This is a genomic window from Pantoea sp. 18059 (assembly GCF_902706165.1).
GTDB lineage: Bacteria > Pseudomonadota > Gammaproteobacteria > Enterobacterales > Enterobacteriaceae > Pantoea > Pantoea agglomerans.
This window is the reverse complement of the sequence record NZ_CACSJS010000002.1, coordinates 339,019-360,249: the sequence shown is the minus strand read 5'-3', so window position 1 is coordinate 360,249 and position 21,231 is coordinate 339,019. Positions and strand designations below refer to the sequence as shown.

Sequence of the window (21,231 nt, the reverse complement as noted above, 5' to 3'; positions counted from 1 at the left end):
TCAAAACGTTGACGTCACAAGGATGCCCGCCAATGTGGTTACCCCGTTCTCTGCTCCTGCTCCTGCTCCTGCTCCTGCTCCTGCTCCCGGCCCTCAGCCCAATCGCCCTGGCCAGTCCGCTGCCGCTGATGCCCTGGCCGCAACAGGTGGAACAGCCCGCCAGCGGCGGCACGCTTATCCTGACGCCGCAGCTGACGCTGCAAATCTCCGGCGATCATCTGGCGGGTGCCGAAGCGCGCTGGCTGGAGCGCATCAGTAATCAGACCGGCTGGCCGCTGTTGCCCGCCACCCAGCCGGTGGCAGCACCGACTATCCGCATCGTCATTGCGAAGGCGGTGGATCCGCTGCCGCTGCCTGATAGCGATGAGAGCTATCAGTTGCAGGTCGATGGCGACGGCGTCCTGTTAACCGCGCCCAGCCGTTTCGGCGCGATGCGCGGCATGGAAACCCTGCTGCAGCTGATACAAAACGGCGCACAGGGGACAACCATTCCTTACGTCACCATCCACGATCATCCGCGCTTTCCGTGGCGCGGCGTGCTGATCGACACGGCGCGTCACTTTATGCCGGTGGAGACGCTTAAACGGCAGATCGACGGCATCGCCGCCGCGCGAATGAACGTCTTTCACTGGCATCTTACCGATGATCAGGGCTGGCGCTTCGCCTCCAGCCACTATCCCCAGCTGCAGCAGAAAGCCAGCGATGGCAACTATTACAGCCAGCAGCAGATGCGGGAGATCGTGAAATATGCCACCGATCGCGGGGTGCGTGTGGTGCCGGAGCTGGATATGCCGGGACATGCGTCCGCGCTGGCGGTGGCGATGCCAGAGCTGATTAGCGCACCCGGCCCCTGGCAGATGGAGCGCGGCTGGGGCGTCTTTAAACCGCTGCTCGATCCCAGCAACGAACAGGTTTATCAGGTGATCGATACGCTGGTGGGTGAGATGGCGGCGATCTTCCCCGATCCCTGGCTGCACATTGGCGGCGACGAGGTGGATCCAACACAGTGGAACGACTCGCCCACTATCCAGCAGTTTATGCGCGACCACGATCTGAAAGATGCCCATGCGCTTCAGGCGTATTTCAATCAGCGGGTAGAGAAGATCCTGGAAGCCCATCACCGTCAGATGGTGGGCTGGGATGAGATTGCCCATCCCGACTTGCCGCGCAGCATTCTGATCCAGTCGTGGCAGGGCCAGGATGCGCTGAGCGCGCTGGCAAAAGAGAACTACCGCGGCATCCTCTCCACCGGTTTCTACCTCGATCAGCCTCAGCCTGCCAGCTATCACTACCGCAATGAGGTCACGCCACAGGGCCTCAACGGCCAGGATCGTCTGCGGCCAGGCGATCAGGCGCAGAGCTGGTCATTCACCATGCCGCGGCTGAAAGGCAGCCCGGTGAAGGGCAGCTTTACGCTGATACAGGGAGAACCAGGCTGGCGCGGTTTTATCGACTTCGATGGCAAAGCCCGCCGGATGGTCGGTCAGATCAACTGGCTCTCGACTCAGCAGGTGCGGTTTAGCGTGGATAGCTGGATGGGGCCGTTCCAGCCGGTGTTCACGCTGCAACAGAACGCCCTCAAAGGTTATGCAGAGGTAGGCAACGTGCGTTATCCCACCACCGGCCAACGGCTGGCTCAGACGCCTGCGGGCATCGCGCCCGCGCTGCCCACACCTGAGCAGGTGCAGCAAAATCTGCTGGGTGGCGAGGCGGCGCTGTGGGCGGAAAACATCAACAGCCAGATTATTGATACCAAACTGTGGCCGCGCGCCTTTGTGGTGGCCGAGCGGTTATGGTCGGCACAGGATGTCACCAATACCGACTCGATGTATTCGCGGCTGGCGGCGATGGATCGCTGGAGCAGCGTGTCGGTCGGAACGCTGCAACACGCGCAGACGGAGCAGCAGATGATGCGGCTGGCCAGTGGGCATGACATCGCCCCACTGCGGGTACTGGCCGAGGTGCTGGAACCGGCGCAATACTACACGCGCCAGCATCTCAAGTTTCAGGCGGGCCATTACGACTACCATGAACCCCTGAACCGGCTGGCAGATGTACTGCCCGCTGAGAGTGAGGCGGTACGTCAGCTGGAGCAGCAGGTCGCCGTGTTAATCGCCAATCGTAATAATCCGGCTGCCGCCTCTGCGGTTCGCGCGCCGCTGCAGCGCTGGCAGGCTAACACCAGCGCGGTGCTGCCGATCATTAACGCGAGTGCAACGCTGAAGCCGCTGGCACAGAGCGTGCAGCAGATCGAGGCGCTGAGCGCCATGGGCCTCGCGCTGGTTAATGCTTACGTTCGCAATCAGGCGTTTGGTGCCAGTGAAGTGGCGGAGATGCGTGCGACACTGGATGCCGCCGCAGAGGTACAGGATGAAACAGTGATTGCGCTGGTCAGGCCGCTGGAGACGCTGCTGCGCGCCTTTCAGTAAACGCTGCGGCCGGATAAACCGGCCATAGCGTCCTCAGGCCGGGCCGCTGACCGAGTGGCGGCGCACCAGGGTCGGGCTGAACATGTGGGTCACTTCCGGCAGCGGCTGATTGTTGGCCAGCGCCAGCGCCAGCTGGGCCGCCTGCTGCGCCATGGTGACAATCGGATAGCGGATGGTGGTGAGGCGCGGTCGCACATAGCGCGAAACCAGCACATCATCGAAGCCGATCAGCGACATCTCTTCCGGCACCCGAACGCCGTTATCGCTCAGCACCGCCAGCGCACCGGCGGCCATTGAGTCGTTGTAGCAGGCGACGGCGGTGAAATTCTTGCCGCGACCCAGCAGTTCCGTCATCGCCTGCTCACCGCCCACTTCATCCGGTTCACCCCAGGTGACCAGCCGATCGCTGCACGGCAGGCCATGTTCTTTAAGCGCATCGTAGTAGCCCTGCAGGCGATCTTCTGCATCGGAGATAGTGTGGGTCGAGCAGATAAAGGCGATATTCTGGTGGCCAAGCTGGATCAGATGACGGGTCGCCAGCCAGGCGCCGTAGCGGTCGTCGAGCGCGATGCAGCGCTTTTCAAAGCCTTTTATCAGCCGGTTCAGCAGCACCATGCCAGGCACCTGCTTCATCAGCACTTCCAGTTCTGCATCCGGGATTTTCTTGGCGTGAACCACCAGCGCCGCGCAGCGGTGACGCATCAGTTGTTCAATCGCCTGCCGCTCTTTTTGCTCATTATGGTAACCGTTACCAATCAGCAAAAAGTTACCGGTGTCACCTGCCACCTCATCCACGGCTTTAACCATTGCGCCAAAAAAGGGATCGGAGACGTCACCGACAATCAGGCCGAGCGTTTCGGTCGATTGCTGCGCCAGCGCACGTGCGTTGGCATTCGGGTGATACTGAAGCTGCTCCATCGCCTGACCTACGGCCTGTCGGGAGCTGTCGCTGGCTTTGGGAGAATTATTGATTACACGGGAGACTGTGGCGACAGAAACGCCAGCCAGTCGCGCAACATCCTTTATGGTAGCCATGCGTTGACCTGCTTTGGGGAAAACGTTTACACATCGCATCAGTGTTACGGAAAAGGGCGGACACATCAACCCGACAGAATGCCAGCGTCGTCGCAAAAAGGGGTAAAAACGGTCACTGCTGCACGTCTTCTGCTGAGGCGTTGCACCATGCTATGCTCAATCTCCCACCTGGCTACCGTGAAAAACAACGATGAAAACCAAAGTGCCACATCTGGCGCACTGGGGCGCCTTTACCGCCGTAACTGAAAACGATCGCCTGATTGGCTGCGAACCTTTCTTCGCCGATGCCGATCCGTCACCGATGATCCACACCATTCCTGAACTGGTCTATTCCGACAAACGCATTCGTCAGCCGATGGTGCGGCGCTCGTGGCTGAAGTCACGTGAAAAGAGCGACCGTACGCTGCGTGGCCGGGAAGATTTTGTTGCCGTCGACTGGGAAACCGCGCTGGATCTGGTGGCGGAGGAGAATCGCCGCATTCGCGAGCGCTATGGCGCATCGGGCATTTTCAACGGCTCCTACGGCTGGTCATCGGCCGGACGTGTTAACCATGCCCGCACCCTGATTCGTCGCTTCTACTTTCAGGGCGGCGGCGGCGTTGATCAGCAGGGTAACTACAGCTGGGGCGCCGCGCAGTTCTTCCTGCCCTATGTGATTGGCACCTACATGCCGCTGACCGGGCGCGTCACCGAATGGCCGCAGGTGGTGGAACATGCCGAAATTTTTGTCGCCTTTGGTGGGCTGGCGCTGAAAAACGCCCAGGTCGCCTCGGGGGGCGCAGGGCAGCACAGCCTGAAACCGGCGCTGATGCAACTGGCGGCCAAAGGCACGCCGGTGATCAACATCAGCCCGATGCGTGATGACTGCCCGGAATTTGTTAACGCCGAGTGGATTCCGATTCGCCCCAACACCGACGTGGCGTTGATGCTGGCGCTGGGACATGAGATCACCCAGCGCGGCGCGGTTGACGAAGCGTTTCTCGCCAGCCACTGCACCGGCTGGCCGCAGCTGCGCGCCTATCTGCTGGGCGAAACCGACGGCGTGGCGAAAACCGCCGGCTGGGCCAGCCGTATCACCGGCATCCCGGCCGATCGCATTGTGCAGCTGGCGCAGCAGCTCACCGGCAAGCGCAGCTTTATTACCTGCTCCTATTCCGTTCAGCGCGCCCATCGCGGCGAACAGCCTTACTGGATGATGATTGCGCTGTCGTCGATGCTCGGCCAGCCAGGCCTGCCGGGCGCAGGTTTCTCCTTTGGTCACGGTTCGATGAACAGCGTCGGCAACCCGCGCCAGGAAGGTCCGGCTCCGATGATGAGCACCGGCCCCAATCCTTCCGGGCTGTCGATTCCGGTGGCGCGGATCAGCGATATGCTGCTCAATCCCGGCCAGCCTTACCGCTTTCAGGGCGAAACCCTGCACTATCCCGACATTCACATGGTGCACTGGGCGGGCGGCAATCCTTTCCATCATCACCAGCAGCTCAACCGGCTGGTGGAGGGCTGGCAGCGGCCCGATACGGTCGTGGTGCAGGATATCGTCTGGACACCCGCCGCGCAGATGGCGGACATTGTGCTGCCTGCGACCACCACGCTGGAGCGCAATGACATCGGCGGCTCCTCACGCGACCGCTTTGTGCTGGCGATGCATCAGGCGATTAAACCGCAGCATCAGGCGCGCAACGACTTCGATATTTTTGCTGACCTGGCGGAGCGCCTCGGCTACCGCGATACCTTCACCGAAGGGCGCAACGAGATGCAGTGGATCGCCCATCTTTATCAGCAGTGTGCGACCGCGCATCAGCGTAAAGGCATCGATTTCCCGTCGTTTGAGGAGTTCTGGCAGCGCGGCTTTGTGGAGATCCCCGAAGGGGGCAAACCCTATCAGTTTATGGATGATTTCCGTGCCGATCCGCAGGCCAATCCGATTAAAACCGCCAGCGGCAAAATCGAGCTCTTCAGCCAGACCATTGCAGACTACCAGCTGGACGATTTCGCCGGCCATCCGGAATGGCGTGAACCGCAGGAGTGGCTCGGTTCGCCGGTCAGCCGCGACTATCCGCTGCACATGATCTCGATTCAGCCTTCCGACCGGTTGCACAGTCAGCTGGATGCTACAGAAACGGTGCAGGGCAATAAAACCGCCGGACACGAAACGCTCTACATGCATCCGCAGGATGCGGCCGCGCGCGGGCTGGTGGAGGGCGACGAGATAGAGGTGAGCAACGCACGCGGCGTGATGCTGGCGGGCGTGCGGATCACCGATGGCGTGACGCAAAGCGTAGTGATTATCGCCACCGGCGCCTGGTTTGATCCCGGCTTTGGCAAGGCGTGGCAGCCGCACGATCGCGCGGGTAACCCCAACGTGCTGACGCTCGACATCGGCACCTCGTCGCTGACGCAGGGGCCAAACGCCATGAGCTGCCTGGTGGAAATCAAAAAACATCAGGATTGCACAATAGCGTAAGGATCTCATGGCTGGTTACATTTTGCCGGTAACTGTTGCGTTTGAGAGATGGCAGCCGATCGATCCCTCTTGCTACATTCAGGGTCCCAGAGGTATTGATGGGTGAACATCAATAGATTTTCTTGATTACACCAACCTGCGCAGATGCGCAGGTTTTTTTTTGCCAGAAATCGGCTGCCGATAACGAACTGATACACAGTTTTCCTGTTATACGGCCAGCGCTTTCTTTATAACTGCTGGCACCAGCCCCTTTCTCTTTATTTTGCGCAGCGGAATGCCATGCCCCGGATTAAAAAACTACTGGGAAAAGACCAGATAAAAGCGCCGTTTAACCCTTTTCGTTTCCGACTGATCTGCCTGGGTGTCACGACCTGTCTGGTGGTGCTGCTGGCGCGCGTCGCGGACCTGCAGTTCCTGAATCAGCCGATGCTGGAGCACGAAGCGGATCAGCGATCGCTGCGTACCGTGACGCTGCCGACCAGTCGCGGCACGCTGCTGGATCGTAACGGTGAAGCGCTGGCGCTCAGCGTCCCGTCGCGCGACGTGATTGCCGATCCGCAGCGCGTGCTGGAGAGCAACCCCGATTTTACCAGTGCCAAATGGGCCTATCTGGCGGCGGCGCTCAACACCCGTCCCGAAGAGCTGGCGGCGCAGATCACCGCCAACCCGAAACGTCGCTTCCTCTATCTGGGGCGTAAAGTCGAGCTGGGCATCGCCAAAGATATTAAAGAGCTGAAGCTGAAAGGCATCAGCGAAGTCTATGACGACAGCCGTTTCTATCCGATGAGCGAGGCCTCTGCGCCGCTGATCGGCATCGTCGGGGCGGATAACGTCGGCCTGAACGGACTGGAAAAGGGCTTTGATAAAGTATTGCAGGGCGAGCCGGGCAAAGAGGTCTATCGGCAGGATGCCGCGGGCAATATCATCGCGATGATCAACTATCAGCCGCCGACCCAGCCGCCGACGGTACAGCTCAGCATCGACAAATATGACCAGTACACGCTCTACAGCAAACTGCGCGACGGCGTACTGATCAACAAGGCGGACTCGGGTGCGGCCGTGCTGGTGAAAATCGACACCGGCGAGATTCTGGCGATGGCCTCCTATCCGTCGTTCAACCCCAACAACTATGAAGGGGCAACGCCCGCGCAGATGCGTAACTCTGCCATCAATGACAGCTACGAACCGGGATCGACCGTCAAACCGTTAGTGGTGATGGAAGCGCTGGAGCGCCACCTGGTGCGCCCGGATTCGGTGATCGACACCACGCCTTACAGCGTTAACGGCCACCTGATCCGCGACGTCGGCCACTGGCCGCGCCTGACCATGACCGGCATTCTGCAAAAATCGAGCGACATCGGCGTGTCACACCTCGCACTGGCGATGCCCGCCGAAGCGCTGGTCAACACCTATCATGCGTTCGGCCTTGGCAAACCGACCGGCTTAGGGCTGACCGGCGAAAGCGTCGGCTACTTTCCGTTGCACCGCACCCGCTGGGCAGATATCGAGCGGGCCACCTTCTCCTTTGGCTATGGCCTGCGTGTGACGCCGTTGCAGATTGCCCGCGAATACGCCACGCTCGGCTCCTATGGCATTTACCGTCCGCTGTCGATCACCCGCGTTACGCCACCGGTCATGGGACGCCAGGTCGCCAACCCGGAAACGGTGAAAGAGGTGGTGCACATGCTGGAGAGTGACGTCCTGCCGGGCGGAACCGGGCTGAAAGCTGCGGTGCCGGGCTACCGTCTGGCAACCAAAACCGGTACGGCGGAAAAAATGGGCACCAGCGGCAAGTATGATGGCGGCTACGTCAACTATACCGCCGGTCTCGCTCCCGCCAGCCATCCTGAAGTGGCGCTGGTGGTGATGATCAACCATCCGACGGCGGGCGATCACTTCGGTGGCTCGGTTGCTGCGCCGGTGTTCGGCAATATCATGGGGCCGGTACTGAAACACATGAATATTGCACCGGATGCCATCTACACCAAACCGGCGGCCACTCCTTCAGATAAATCTTAGACAAATCAGAGTGTAAGCGAGGCGTGAAGGATATTCACACCTCGTTGCACTTCCCCGAATTCGGTTGCGTTTTCCTGCTGTCTCCGCGCGGTCAATCAGTGCGAGGATAGCAGTCCCAGAGGTATTGATGGGTGTGAAAACAACACTGCTTCGGCAGTGAGACCCTGTTATTACACCAACCCACGCAGATGCGTGGGTTTTTTTTGCCTGCTTGCCTGAGCCTGCCGTTACCGCTCTAAAAACCCCCGCTAAATCAACATCGTTCTTAACGAAACCCTGACAGTTTGCCAATAGAAAGGCGCGTCGCCTTTCACTGATAATGGCCGCCGTGAAGCCTGGCGGTTTTTTGCTCGCCGCCGCTCACTGCCGCATTCCGCACGTTCCGGGATTTCTTTTTCTGCTTATCTGAAGAGTTCGACGATGACTCACCTTTCTCGCCCCGCGCGTTCCTTTGGGCTTAAATGGCTGCTCCTGTTGCTGGTGGCGGCGATTGTCGCTGGGGTTATCTGGCGTCTGCTGTCGGCAGGTCACGGGCCGGGCGAGGGGATGCCGTCGGGCAGACCGGGTGCGCATGGCATGATGGGCGGAGGGGCAACGCTGGTTCACAGCGGTGTCGCCAGCACGGCGGATGTGCCGGTGTGGCTGAATGCACTCGGCACGGTCATCCCCAACGCCAGCGTCACGGTGACCAGCCGCGTTGACGGCCAGCTGGAGCAGGTTTTCTTTACCGAGGGGCAGAAAGTCAGCGCCGGGCAGCTGCTGGCGCAGATCGATCCGCGCAGCTTTCAGGCCACGCTGAACCAGTATCAGGGCGAACTCAGCGAAAACCAGGCGCTGCTGAAAAGTGCGGAGCTGACGCTGGCGCGCTACCGCAAACTGGCGGCGCAGGATGCACTGGCGCGTCAGGATCTGGACAGCCAGATTGCCACCGTCGGGCAGTATCGCGGTGCCGTCGCCGCCGATCAGGCGCAGATCGCCAGTGCCAGACTCAGCATTGAATATGCCCGGATCACCGCCCCGATCAGCGGGCGCGTCGGCCTGCGTCAGGTCGATCCCGGCAACATGGTTCAGAGTGCCAGCAGCACCGGTCTGGTGACCATCACCCAGATGCAGCCTGCCGCCGTGACCTTTAGCGTGCCACAAAGCGAAATCCCGACGCTGGTCAGCGTGCTGCATCAGGGGCAGAGCCTGCCCGCCACGCTGTATGATCAGGACAACCAGCATCAGCTCGGCAGCGGCGAGGTGAAGTTCATCAGCAACCAGATCGACACCGCCACCGGCACCGTGGCGCTGAAAGCGGTGTTCGCCAACCAGGATGAGTCGCTGTTTGCCAATCAGTTTGTGAATCTGCGGCTGCAGACCCGGGTGCTGAAAGGCGCGACGGTGATCCCGGCCCAGGCGCTGCAGCTGAGCAGCGACGGCAGTTTTGTCTTTGTGATCAATCAGGATCACAGCGTCACGCGCAAAGCGGTCACCACCGGTCCCGCTTTCGGAGACGAACAGCAGGCGATCCTCAGCGGCGTTTCGCCGGGCGATCGGCTGGTGACGGAAGGGATCGATCGTCTGACCAGCGGCAGCAAAGTGTCGCTGGCCGATGAGACGCCCGCCGCTGCGGGTGCTGTGTCGAAATGAACCCGTCGCGCCTGTTTATTCTGCGTCCGGTCGCCACCATTCTGCTGATGGTCGGCGTGCTGATCGCCGGCATTTTTGCCTGGAAATTCCTCTCTACCTCGGCGCTGCCGCAGGTCGACTATCCGATCATTCAGGTCACCACGCTCTATCCGGGTGCCAGCCCGGATGTGATGGCATCGTCGGTCACCTCACCGCTGGAGCGCCAGTTAGGGCAGATGGCGGGGCTGAGCCAGATGAGCTCCACCAGTGCCAGCGGCTCCTCGATCATTACCCTGAAGTTCAGCCTCGATCTGTCGCTGGATGTCGCCGAGCAGGAGGTGCAGGCAGCGATCAATGCGGCGAATAACCTGCTGCCCGACGACCTGCCCAATCCGCCGACCTACAAAAAGGTCAATCCGGCGGACAGCGCGGTGGTGACGCTGGCGGCGAGCTCCAGCACGCTGCCGTTGACCTCGGTGCAGGATCTGGTCAACACCCGGGTGGCGCTGAAGCTGTCGCAGATCTCCGGCGTCGGGATGGTGACGCTGGCGGGCGGCCACCAGCCGGCGATTCGGGTGCAGATGAATCCTCAGGCGCTGGCGGCGCATCATCTGACGCTGGAGGCGGTAAATACGCTGATTGGCAACAGCAACGTCAATGGCTCCAAAGGCGGCTTTGACGGGAAATATCATTCGGTGACCATTGACGCCAACGACCAGCTGCGCACCGCAACCGAGTACGGCAACCTCATCCTCAGCTATGAGAATGGCGCGGCGCTGCGCCTGAAAGATATCGCCCACATTGAACAGGGCCCGGAAAACAGCTTCCAGTCGGCGTGGGCCAACAACCAGCCCGCGATTGTGATCAGCGTGCAGCGCCAGCCGGGCGCGAACGTCATCCAGGTGGTGGACAACATCAAGGCGCAGCTCCCCGCGCTGCAGGCGGCACTGCCGGACGGGGTGAAGATGACCATTCTCTCCGATCGCACCCAGACCATTCGCGCCTCGATCAGCGACGTGCAGTTTGAACTGATGCTGTCGATTGCGCTGGTGGTGATGGTGACTTTCCTGTTCCTGCGCAACGTGGCCGCCACGCTGATTCCGAGCGTGGCAGTGCCGCTGTCGCTGGTCGGCACCTTTGGTGTGATGTATCTGGCGGGCTTCAGCCTGAATAATCTGTCGCTGATGGCGCTGACCATCGCCACCGGTTTTGTCATTGATGACGCCATCGTGGTGGTCGAGAACATCTCCCGGCGGCTGGAGCAGGGCGAGTCACCGATGGAGGCGGCGCTGAAAGGCTCCCAGCAGATTGGCTTCACCATCATCTCGCTGACCTTTTCGCTGATTGCGGTGCTGATCCCGCTGCTGTTTATGGGCGATGTGGTCGGGCGACTATTCCGGGAGTTCGCGATTACCCTGGCGGTGGCGATTCTGGTGTCAATGCTGGTGTCGCTGACCCTGACACCGATGCTGTGTGCCTGGCTGCTGCGCCATATTCCGCCTGAACAGCAGTCGACGTTTGCCCGCAAGGGCGGCGAACTGTTTGATGCCCTGGTGCGCGGCTATGACCGGCTGCTGACCGTGGTACTGAATCATCAGAAACTGACGCTGCTGGTGGCGCTGGCCACCTTCGGGCTGACGGCGCTGCTCTACATGATGGTGCCGAAAGGCTTCTTCCCGACCCAGGATACCGGGCTGATTCAGGGTATTACCGTCGCCTCACAGGACGTCTCGTTTAACGCCATGGCAACGCGGCAGCAGGCGTTGTCAACGCGGATCCTGAAAAACCCGGCGGTGGAGAGCGTCTCATCGACGATCGGCATCGACGGCACCAACACCAGCCTTAACAGCGGACGATTGCAGATCAACCTGAAGCCGTTTGGCTCGCGTGATGTGAAAGCGGGTGAGGTGATTAAACAACTGCAACAGGCGACTGCCGATGTGGCGGGCATCCGGCTCTATCTGCAACCGGCGCAGGATCTCACCGTCAACGATCAGGTCTCGCCGAGTCAGTATCAGTTCACCCTCGACGACGCCGACAGTGAAAATCTGGTCAGCGAGTCGCCGAAACTGGTGGCGGCATTGCAGCAGCGGCCCGAGTTTAATGGCGTGGTAAGTAACCTGCAGGATCAGGGGCGCGTCTCTTACGTTGAGCTGAACCGCGATAAAGCGGCGCGCTTCGGCATTACTGCCTCGGATGTGGACACCGCGCTCTATAATGCCTTTGGTCAGCGGCTGGTCTCGACCATCTTCACCCAGTCGAATCAGTATCGGGTGGTGCTGGAAGTGGCTCCGGCATACCAGCAGGGTCCGGCGTCGTTTGATGATGTCTGGCTGCAATCGTCCGGCAGCAGCAGTTCGGCGTCGTCATCCACCAGTACGGCTTCATCAGCGTCAACGTCTTCGTCAACATCGTCGTCTTCGTCGACGTCCACTTCAGCCTCTGACACCAGCGCCAGCCCGATCAGCAGCGGCATGGTCAAACTCACTTCTATCGCCACCATCCACCAGCGCACCGGTTCGCTGATGCACATGCGGCTGAATCAGTTTCCGGCGGTGATGATCTCCTTCAACCTTAATCCGGGCTACTCGCTGGAGGATGGACAGCGGGCGATCGCGGAAGTACGGCAGCAGCTGCATCTGCCGGAGAGCACCACACTGCGTTATCAGGGGGAAACCTCGGCGTTTCAGAGCGCCACCGGCAACACGCTGTGGCTGATTCTGGCGGCGCTGATCACCATGTATGTGGTGCTCGGCATCCTCTACGAAAGCTTTATCCATCCGGTGACCATCCTCTCTACGCTGCCGTCGGCGGCGGTGGGCGCGCTGCTCACGCTGTTGCTGGCGGGCACCGAATTCAGCCTGATTGCGCTAATTGGCGTTATCCTGTTGATCGGCATCGTGAAAAAGAACGCCATCATGATGATCGACTTCGCGCTGGAGGCGGAACACCATCAGCAACTCAGCGCACGCGACGCGATTCATCAGGCCTGCCTGCTGCGCTTCCGCCCGATTCTGATGACGACGATGGCGGCGCTGCTGGGTGCGCTGCCACTGATGCTGGCCTCCGGCTCCGGGGCAGAGCTGCGTCAGCCGCTGGGGCTGGTGATTGTCGGCGGGCTAATTGTCAGTCAGGTGCTGACACTCTTCTCCACGCCGGTCATCTACCTCCTGTTTGATGGGCTGGCGCAGCGCGGTAACGCCTGGGTGAAACGCCGTCAGCAGCGGGCGCGGAGCGGGCAATGAATCTGACGCGGCTGTTTATCTTTCGTCCGGTGGCGACGCTGCTGCTGACGCTGGCGATCCTGTTGCTGGGCGCGCTGGGCTACCGGCTGCTGCCGGTGGCACCGCTGCCGCAGGTCGATTTTCCTACCATCATGGTCAGCGCCAGCCTGGCAGGCGCCAGCCCGGAAACCATGGCGGCGACGGTCGCTACGCCGCTGGAACGTTCGCTGGGGCAGATTGCCGGTATCAGTGAGATGACCTCCAGCAGCTCGCAGGGCTCCAGCAGCATCATCCTGCAGTTTGAACTGGACCGCGATATCAATGGCGCGGCGCGCGACGTGCAGGCGGCAATCAACGCGGCGCGCAGCCTGCTGCCCAGCGCAATGGCCTCGCTGCCGACCTATCGCAAAGCCAACCCGTCAGACGCGCCAATAGTGATGCTGGCGCTGACCTCTGCCACCCGCACGCCAGGCGAGCTCTACGATCTGGCGGAGAGCAAAATCGAACAGGCGATGGGGCAGGTACAGGGCGTCGGCGAAGTGTCGCTGATGGGCAGCGCCTTACCGGCGGTGCGGATTGATCTGCAGCCGCTGAAGCTGACCCATTACGGCATCTCGCTGGAGACGGTGCGTGCCGCCGTCGCCAACAGCACCACTAATCTGCCTAAAGGGATCTTACAGAGCAGTGACCAGTCGTGGCTGGTGGACAGCAACGGCCAGCTGGAGAAGGCGGCCAGCTACCGCGATCTGATCATCACTTATCAGCAGGGCAACGCGGTGCGACTGCGCGACGTCGCCACGGTCTATGACTCGGTGGAAGATCGCTATCAGGCGGGGTTTCTGAATGCCACACCGGCGGTGATGATCGGTATCAAACGTCAGGCGGGTGCCAACATGCTGGAAACCATCGACGCGATAAAAGCGCAGTTGCCACAGCTGGAAAAGAGCCTGCCCGCTGACAGCCAGCTGAACGTGGTGGTTGACCGTTCGCCTGGCGTGCGCGCCTCACTGTATGACACCGAAGAGACGCTGCTGATCGCGGTGCTGCTGGTGATTGCGGTGGTGTTTATTTTTCTGCGCAATCTGCAGGCGGTGATCATTCCGGCGCTGGCACTGCCGGTGTCGCTGATCGGCACCTGCGCGGTGATGTATCTGCTGGGATACAGCCTGGATAACCTGTCGCTGATGGCGTTGATTATCGCCACCGGCTTCGTGGTGGATGATGCGATTGTGGTGCTGGAGAACATCACCCGTCACATTGAGCGCGGGCTGAGCCCGCTGCGGGCGGCGCTGCGCGGGGCGCAGGAGGTGAGCTTCACCGTGCTGTCGATGACCGTGTCGCTGATCGCGGTGTTCATCCCAATCCTGCTGATGGGCAGCATTGTCGGGCGGCTGTTCCGCGAATTTGCCGTGACGCTCACCGTGTCGCTGCTGATCTCGCTGTTTGTCTCGCTGAGTCTGACGCCGATGCTCTGCGCCCGCCTGCTGAAACCAAAGCCGCCCGTCAGCCAGCGGCCGCATCCGCTTTATCAGTTGATTGAAAACCAGCTGAATCGCCTGCTGGCCGCCTACGGGCGCGGGCTGGCCTGGGTGATGCGCCATCAGAAACTGACGCTGCTCAGCCTGCTGCTGACCGTACTACTGAATGTTTTTCTCTTCGTCGTGGTGCAGAAGGGCTTCTTCCCCAATCAGGATACCGGGCTGCTGATGGGTGCGCTGCGCGCCGATCAGAACATCTCGTTCCAGGCGATGAAGCCGAAAATGCTGATGTTCACGCAGATCATTCAGGAAGATCCGGCGGTAGAGAGCGTGATGTCGTCGATGGGCAGCGGGATGTTTGGCTCCCGTAACAGCGCCAACTTCTTTGTGCGGCTTAAAGATTTTGATCAGCGCGATGCGACCGCCACCGAGGTGGCCAACCGGCTGACGCGCAAAACCAGTCACATCGCCGGGGCGCAGATGTTCCTGATGGCGGCGCAGGACCTGCACATTGGCGGACGCAGCGCCAACGCCACGTATCAGTACAGTCTGCAGGCGGACGATCTCGATCTGCTGCGCACCTGGACGCCGAAAGTGCAGGCGGCGCTGGCGGCGATCCCCGAGCTTAACAGCGTGGACTCCGATTCGCAGACCGGCGGCCAGGAGGTAGAGCTGAACATCGATCGTGATCGCGCCACCCGGCTGGGCGTCAACGTGAACATGCTGGATACGCTGCTGAACAATGCGTTCAGCCAGCGGCAGATCGCCACGCTCTATCACACCCTGAATCAGTATCACGTGGTGATGTCACTGCAGGATAGCGACACTGCCAATCCCGAGACGCTGCAGCAGCTTTATGTGATTAACGACAGCGGTGACCGCGTGCCGCTCTCCGCTTTTGTCCGCTTCAGCGGCGGCAACGCGCCGCTGTCGGTGGCGCATCAGGGCCAGTCCGCGACCAGCACCCTGGCGTTTAATCTCAACGAGGGGGTGTCACTGGAACAGGCGCAGGAACTGATAAAACAGGCGATGGCGAAGCTGGGCCTGCCGTCGACCCTTCATGCCGGTTTTGCCGGCACCGCCGCCGCCTTTTCTCAGCTGACCGCGACCATGCCGTGGCTGATTCTGGCGGCGCTGGCGGCGGTCTATCTTGTGCTCGGCGTGCTCTATGAGAGCTACATCCATCCGCTGACCATTCTTTCGACCCTGCCGTCAGCGGGCGTCGGCGCGCTGTTACTGCTGCTGCTGACCGGCACGCAGCTCACGGTGATCGCGCTGATTGGCATCATCCTTCTGATCGGCATCGTGAAAAAGAACGCCATCATGATGATCGATTTCGCCATCGACGCGGAGCGGCGGCAGGGCATGTCGCCACAGCAGGCGATCACCCAGGCGTGCCTGATGCGCTTCCGGCCCATCATGATGACCACGCTGGCCGCCTTTTTCGGCGCGTTGCCGCTGGCGCTGGGCAGCGGCGGTGATGCCGATCTGCGCAGCCCGCTGGGCATCGCTATTGCGGGCGGACTGGCGCTCAGCCAGCTGCTCACGCTGTTTACCACGCCGGTTGTTTATCTTTGGCTCGATCGTCTGGGCCGTGCCACTCAACGTCAATGGCGTCGTCTGCGCCCTACGGAATCCTGATCCATGAAACCGCTTATCCCCTTTGTTGTGATGCTGCTGCTGGGCGGCTGTAGCGTCGGTCCCGACTATCAGCGCCCCGCGATGGTGATGCCGGTCCACTATAAAGAGGCCAGAGGCTGGCAGCAGGCGACGCCGCTTGATGCGCAAAGCAAAGGCGAATGGTGGGCGGTTTATCACGACGCCACCCTGAGCGGCCTGCTGAACCAGGTGAGCATCTCGAACCAGAACGTGGCGAATTATGCCGCGCAGTACCGGCAGGCACAGGCGCTGGCGAGTGAGTCACGCGCGGCGCTGTTTCCCTCGCTGGGCTATGACGGCAGCGCGACGCGCAGCGGCAGCCACGCGACTGACAGCAGCTTTCGCACCACCAGCAGCAGCCATCAGGCGGAGCTGAGTGCCAGCTGGGAGCTGGATCTGTGGGGCAAACTGCGACGCACGCTGGAGGAGAACCGCGCCAGCGCCTCGGCCAGCGCGGCGGAACTGGCCAATATCACCCTGAGCGCCCAGTCTGAGCTGGCGCAGGACTATTTCCAGCTGCGCATCATGGATCAGAAAATCGCGCTCTATCAGCAGAGCGTTGACGCTTATCAGCGCTACCTGAAAGTGATTACCAGCCAGTATCAGGCGGGCACCGCGTCGCGTGCCACCCTGGCTCAGGCGCAGCTGCAGCTGGAGAGCGCCAGCGCCTCGGCGCAGGATTATCAGTGGCAGCGCGCGCAGATGGAGCACGCCATTGCGCTGCTGGTCGGCAAAGCACCCGCTGAATTCAGCCTGACCGCCGCACCGCTGACGGCCACGCTGCCCGCGATTCCGGCAGCCCTGCCGGGCGAGCTGTTGCAGCGCCGTCCCGACATTGCTTACGCCGAACGTAACATGGCCGCGGCCAATGCCGCGGTGGGCGTGGCGGTGGCCGGTTACTATCCCGACCTGACCCTGAGCGCCAGCGGTGGCGTCAGTTCTTCCGTGCTGCATTCGCTCTTCTCGCTGCCGAATCGCGTCTGGTCGCTGGGTCCTGAGCTGAGCGGCACGCTGCTGGATTTTGGTGCGACCGCAGCACAGGTCGATCAGGCACGAGCGAGCTGGGATGCCAGCGTTGCGACCTATCGTCAGACGGTGCTGACCGCAATGCAGGAGGTGGAAGATAAGGTGGTGGAGCTGAACACGCTGCAGGGTGAGATCGCCGCGCAGCAGCGCGCCACCGAAGCGGCGCAGACCTCGGCGCGGGTAACGCGTTTGCAGTATGAGGCGGGCATGATTACGTATCTGGATGTGGCGACCACCGAAAACAGCCGCCTGAGCGCGCAGCAGAGTTTGCTGACGCTGCAGAGCACGCAGTGGGTCAGCAGTGTGGCGCTGATTGCCGCGCTGGGCGGTGGCTGGCAGGCACCCTGAAGGCGGCGTCAGGTTACCGATAATTCTGTTGTCGAACCGCGTCAAATCCTGCATCGTGAGGGGCTATTTTCACGATGCTAAGGAGCCGGCATGGTTTTCACACTATTGCGCCTGATATTTCGCCTGTTATGGCGGGTCGAACTGCGTGGCGACGTCGCCGAACTGCATAAGCAGAAGGTATTGATCACGCCGAACCATATGTCGTTTCTCGACGGCATATTGCTGGCGCTATTTTTGCCGATTAAGCCGGTCTATGCGGTCTATTCGACCATCAGCGAAAGCTGGTTTATGCGGCTGGTTAAACCCTTTATCGACTATGTGCCGCTCGATCCCACCAAACCCATGGCGCTCAAACAGCTGGTCAGGCTGATCGACAGTGGCCGTCCGGTGGTGATCTTCCCGGAAGGACGCATTACCGTCACCGGATCGCTGATGAAGATCTACAGCGGGGCGGGTTTTGTCGCGGCGCGTTCGGGCGCGAATGTGGTGCCGATGCGCATTGAAGGCGCAGAGTACACGCCGTTTGGCCGTCTGGCGGGCGTGTTTAAACGTCGCCTGTTCCCGCGCATCACCCTGACGATTCTGCCCGCCACCCGCATTCCGATGCCGGAGGCGAAACGGGCGCGCGATCGGCGCGTGCTGGCCGGTGAGCATCTGCATCATGTGATGATGGAAGCGCGTATGGCGGTGCGTCCGCGTGAAACCCTGTTTGAAGCGTTTCTGGCGGCGCGTACGCGTTATGGCGCGTTTAAGCGCTGCATCGAAGATGTCAATTTCAAACCTGACAGCTACAACGGACTGCTGAAGAAGGCGCTGGGCGTGGGCCGTATTCTGGAACGCTACAGCCAGCCGCGCGAAGTGGTAGGGCTGCTGCTGCCCAATACCACCGTCACGGCGGCGGCGATTTTCGGAGCATCCCTGCGCGGACGCGTTCCGGCGATGCTCAACTATACGGCCGGCGTGAACGGCATGCGGGCGGCACTGACCGCCGCGCAGATCAAAACGGTCTTCACGTCGCGCCAGTTCCTGGACAAAGGCAACCTGTGGCATCTGCCGCAGGGGCTCGATGATGTGCAGTGGATCTATCTGGAAGATCTGAAAGATACCGTGACCAGTAAGGACAAACTGTGGATCGTCGCCCATCTGCTGATGCCGCATCGCGCACAGCTGCCCCAGCAGCCGGAAGACGCCGCGATGGTACTGTTTACCTCCGGCTCGGAAGGCAATCCTAAAGGGGTGGTGCATTCGCATAAAAGCCTGCTGGCGAACGTTGAACAGATCCGCACCATCGCCGACTTCACGCCGCGTGACCGCTTTATGTCGGCGCTGCCGCTGTTCCATGCGTTTGGTCTGACCGTCGGGCTGTTTACGCCGCTGATGACCGGCGCGCAGGTGTTCCTCTATCCCAGCCCGCTGCACTATCGCATCGTGCCGGAGCTGGTCTATGACCGCAACTGCACCGTGCTGTTTGGCACCTCGACCTTCCTCGGCAACTACGCGCGCTTTGCCGCGCCCTATGATTTTGCCCGCCTGCGCTATGTGGTGGCGGGGGCGGAGAAGCTGCAGGAGAACACCCGTCAGCTCTACATGGAGAAGTATGGCATTCGCATTCTTGAAGGCTACGGCGTAACCGAATGCGCGCCAGTGGTCGCGATTAACGTGCCGATGGCGGCGAAGGCGCACACCGTCGGACGCATTCTGCCGGGCATGGATTCGCGGCTGATGTCGGTGCCGGGCATTGAGCAGGGCGGACGGCTGCAACTGCGCGGACCGAACGTGATGAAGGGCTATCTGCGGGTTGAGAATCCAGGCGTGCTGGAAGTGCCGGTCGCCGACGATGGCGAAGGCAATCAGGAAGCGGGCTGGTATGACACGGGTGATATCGTCAGCTTTGATGACGGCGGTTTCTGCCAGATTCAGGGACGTGCCAAACGCTTTGCGAAGATTGCCGGTGAGATGGTGTCGCTGGAGATCGTCGAGCAGATCGCTCTGAAAGCGTCGCCGGACAAACAACATGCCGCCTCGCTGCGCCCGGATGGTCAGCGTGGTGAGGCGCTGGTGCTGTTCACCACCGACGCTGAACTGGCGCGCGACAGCCTGCAGAAAGCGGCCCGCGAGCTGGGTGCGCCAGAACTGGCGCTGCCGCGTGATATCCGGGTGATGAAGCAGTTGCCGCAGCTGGGCAGCGGTAAACCCGATTACGTCACGCTGAAAAAAATGGCGGAAGAGGAGCAGGCATGAGCCTTGATCGTAATGCGCCGCTGATGTCACGCGGCATGATCGCCGTGATTATCGCCCAGTTCTTTTCGGCCTTCGGCGATAACGCGCTGCTGTTTGCCACGCTGGCCGTGCTGAAAAGCCAGTTCTATCCCGACTGGAGCCAGCCGGTGCTGCAGATGCTCTTTGTCGCGGCTTACATTCTGCTGGCACCCTTTGTCGGTCAGGTCGCGGACAGCATGGCAAAAGGGCGGGTTATGATGCTCGCCAACAGCCTGAAGCTGCTGGGCGCGCTGGTGATCTGCTTCGGCTTCAACCCCTTCCTCGGATATACCCTGGTGGGCGCTGGCGCAGCCGCTTACTCTCCGGCTAAATATGGCATCCTCGGTGAGATCACCCACGGTGAGAAGCTGGTGAAAGCCAACGGGCTGATGGAGGGATCGACCATCGCCGCCATTCTGCTCGGCTCAGTGGCGGGCGGGATGCTGGCTGACTGGCATCTGCTGGCGGCGCTGGGGATCTGTGCGGTGACCTACGGCATTGCCGTGGTAGCCAACCTGTTTATCCCGAAACTGCAGGCGGCGCGTCCTGGTCAGAGCTGGCAGCTGGGTATGATGGTACGCAGTTTTTTCAGTGCTGCCGCGCTGCTATGGCGTGATGCGGAGACGCGCTTCTCGCTGCTAGGCACCAGCCTGTTCTGGGGCGCAGGCGTGACGCTGCGTTTTCTGCTGGTACTGTGGGTGCCGGTGGCGCTGGGCATCAGTGACAACACCACACCAACAACCCTGAATGCCATGGTGGCGATTGGCATCGTGATTGGGGCGGCGGCGGCGGCGAAGCTGGTGACGCTTGAAACGGTGCGTCGCTGTATGCCAGCCGGTGTGCTGATTGGTGTGATGGTCGTCGTCTTCGCGCTGCAGCATTCTCTGCTGAATGCCTATCTGGTGCTGATGCTGATTGGCGCGCTGGGCGGTTTCTTTGTGGTGCCGCTGAATGCACTGCTGCAGGCGCGGGGCAAAGAGAGCGTCGGTTCAGGTAATGCGATTGCGGTGCAGAATCTGGGTGAGAACAGCGCCATGCTGATCATGCTGGGGCTCTATACGCTGGCGATCAAGGCGGGTGCCCCTGCGGTGGCGACGGGCGTCGGTTTTGGCGTGCTGTTTGCGCTGGCGATAGCGCTGCTGTGGCTGTGGCGTCCGGCTAAGCGTTAAGCGATTCACCGCCTCTCTCCGGGATAGCCGGAGAGAGGCGGGCGCCCTCGTTAACAATAGATGTTAACAACGTAGATTAGCGACGAAGGGCAATCGCTTCGATTTCGATCTTCACATCTTTTGGCAGACGCGCCACTTCGACACAGGAACGCGCCGGGAAGTGCGCTTCATGCTCGGTGAAAAACGCCTCATAAGCCGCATTGACCGTGGCGAAGTCATTTAAATCCTTTACGAACACCGTGGTCTTCACGATGTCGCCGACCTTCAGACCCGCTGCTTCAACAATCGCCTTCACATTTTCCAGTGACTGACGCGCCTGTGCGGCAACGTCATCCGCCACCTGGCCGGTCGCCGGATCCACCGGGATCTGGCCAGAGGTGATGATCATGCTGCCCAGATCGACACCCTGAACATAGGGGCCGATAGCGGCAGGGGCTTTTTCAGTACTGATTTCACGAGACATCATTGCTCCTTTGATTACGTCGTCAGGCGGCGATGCCGCCGGTGTTG

General features: G+C 61.0%; 11 protein-coding genes. 9 read left to right on the top strand and 2 right to left on the bottom strand.

Annotated elements, in window-relative coordinates:
- Positions 1-32 precede the first annotated feature (32 nt).
- Positions 33-2,429, top strand: coding sequence for a beta-N-acetylhexosaminidase (locus GVJ63_RS08420; protein ID WP_159226711.1), 2,397 nt, complete (start codon positions 33-35; stop codon positions 2,427-2,429).
- 33 nt (positions 2,430-2,462) lie between these two features.
- On the opposite strand, the gene galR is transcribed toward GVJ63_RS08420, so the two are convergent.
- Complete coding sequence (gene galR / locus GVJ63_RS08415; RefSeq protein ID WP_010251726.1) at positions 2,463-3,464, bottom strand: HTH-type transcriptional regulator GalR; 1,002 nt, start codon at positions 3,462-3,464, stop codon at positions 2,463-2,465.
- A gap of 190 nt (positions 3,465-3,654) precedes the next feature.
- On the opposite strand from galR, the gene GVJ63_RS08410 reads away from it, so the two are divergent.
- The 8 genes from GVJ63_RS08410 to lplT all read left to right on the top strand — a co-directional run bounded on the left by GVJ63_RS08410 (position 3,655) and on the right by lplT (position 20,721).
- A complete protein-coding gene (locus tag GVJ63_RS08410) occupies positions 3,655-5,928 on the top strand; it encodes a molybdopterin guanine dinucleotide-containing S/N-oxide reductase (RefSeq protein ID WP_159226710.1) in 2,274 nt (757 codons plus the stop codon).
- 279 nt (positions 5,929-6,207) lie between these two features.
- Positions 6,208-7,947 (top strand): penicillin-binding transpeptidase domain-containing protein, encoded by a 1,740-nt coding sequence (locus GVJ63_RS08405; protein WP_010251720.1) that lies wholly within the window; start codon positions 6,208-6,210, stop codon positions 7,945-7,947.
- Between the two features lie 420 nt (positions 7,948-8,367).
- On the top strand, positions 8,368-9,579 hold the full coding sequence (locus tag GVJ63_RS08400) for an efflux RND transporter periplasmic adaptor subunit (RefSeq protein ID WP_159226709.1): 1,212 nt from the start codon (positions 8,368-8,370) through the stop codon (positions 9,577-9,579).
- Entirely contained in the window at positions 9,576-12,803 is a 3,228-nt protein-coding gene (locus GVJ63_RS08395) for an efflux RND transporter permease subunit (RefSeq protein WP_159226708.1), read from the top strand. The genes GVJ63_RS08400 and GVJ63_RS08395 overlap by 4 nt, the downstream gene beginning before the upstream one ends.
- On the top strand, positions 12,800-15,901 hold the full coding sequence (locus tag GVJ63_RS08390; RefSeq protein ID WP_159226707.1) for a multidrug efflux RND transporter permease subunit: 3,102 nt from the start codon (positions 12,800-12,802) through the stop codon (positions 15,899-15,901). Before GVJ63_RS08395 ends, GVJ63_RS08390 begins: the two co-directional genes overlap by 4 nt.
- A 3-nt stretch (positions 15,902-15,904) precedes the next feature.
- The gene (locus GVJ63_RS08385) at positions 15,905-17,293 is read left to right on the top strand and encodes an efflux transporter outer membrane subunit (protein ID WP_159226706.1); all 1,389 of its coding nucleotides are present in this window, start codon (positions 15,905-15,907) and stop codon (positions 17,291-17,293) included.
- Positions 17,294-17,383: 90 nt separating this feature from the next.
- Entirely contained in the window at positions 17,384-19,534 is a 2,151-nt protein-coding gene (aas, locus tag GVJ63_RS08380) for a bifunctional acyl-ACP--phospholipid O-acyltransferase/long-chain-fatty-acid--ACP ligase (RefSeq protein ID WP_010671792.1), read from the top strand.
- Positions 19,531-20,721 (top strand): lysophospholipid transporter LplT, encoded by a 1,191-nt coding sequence (lplT, locus tag GVJ63_RS08375; RefSeq protein WP_010671791.1) that lies wholly within the window; start codon positions 19,531-19,533, stop codon positions 20,719-20,721. Before aas ends, lplT begins: the two co-directional genes overlap by 4 nt.
- 76 nt (positions 20,722-20,797) lie before the next feature.
- On the opposite strand, the gene ridA is transcribed toward lplT, so the two are convergent.
- A complete protein-coding gene (gene ridA, locus GVJ63_RS08370; RefSeq protein ID WP_010251687.1) occupies positions 20,798-21,184 on the bottom strand; it encodes a 2-iminobutanoate/2-iminopropanoate deaminase in 387 nt (128 codons plus the stop codon).
- Positions 21,185-21,231: the final 47 nt, after the last annotated feature.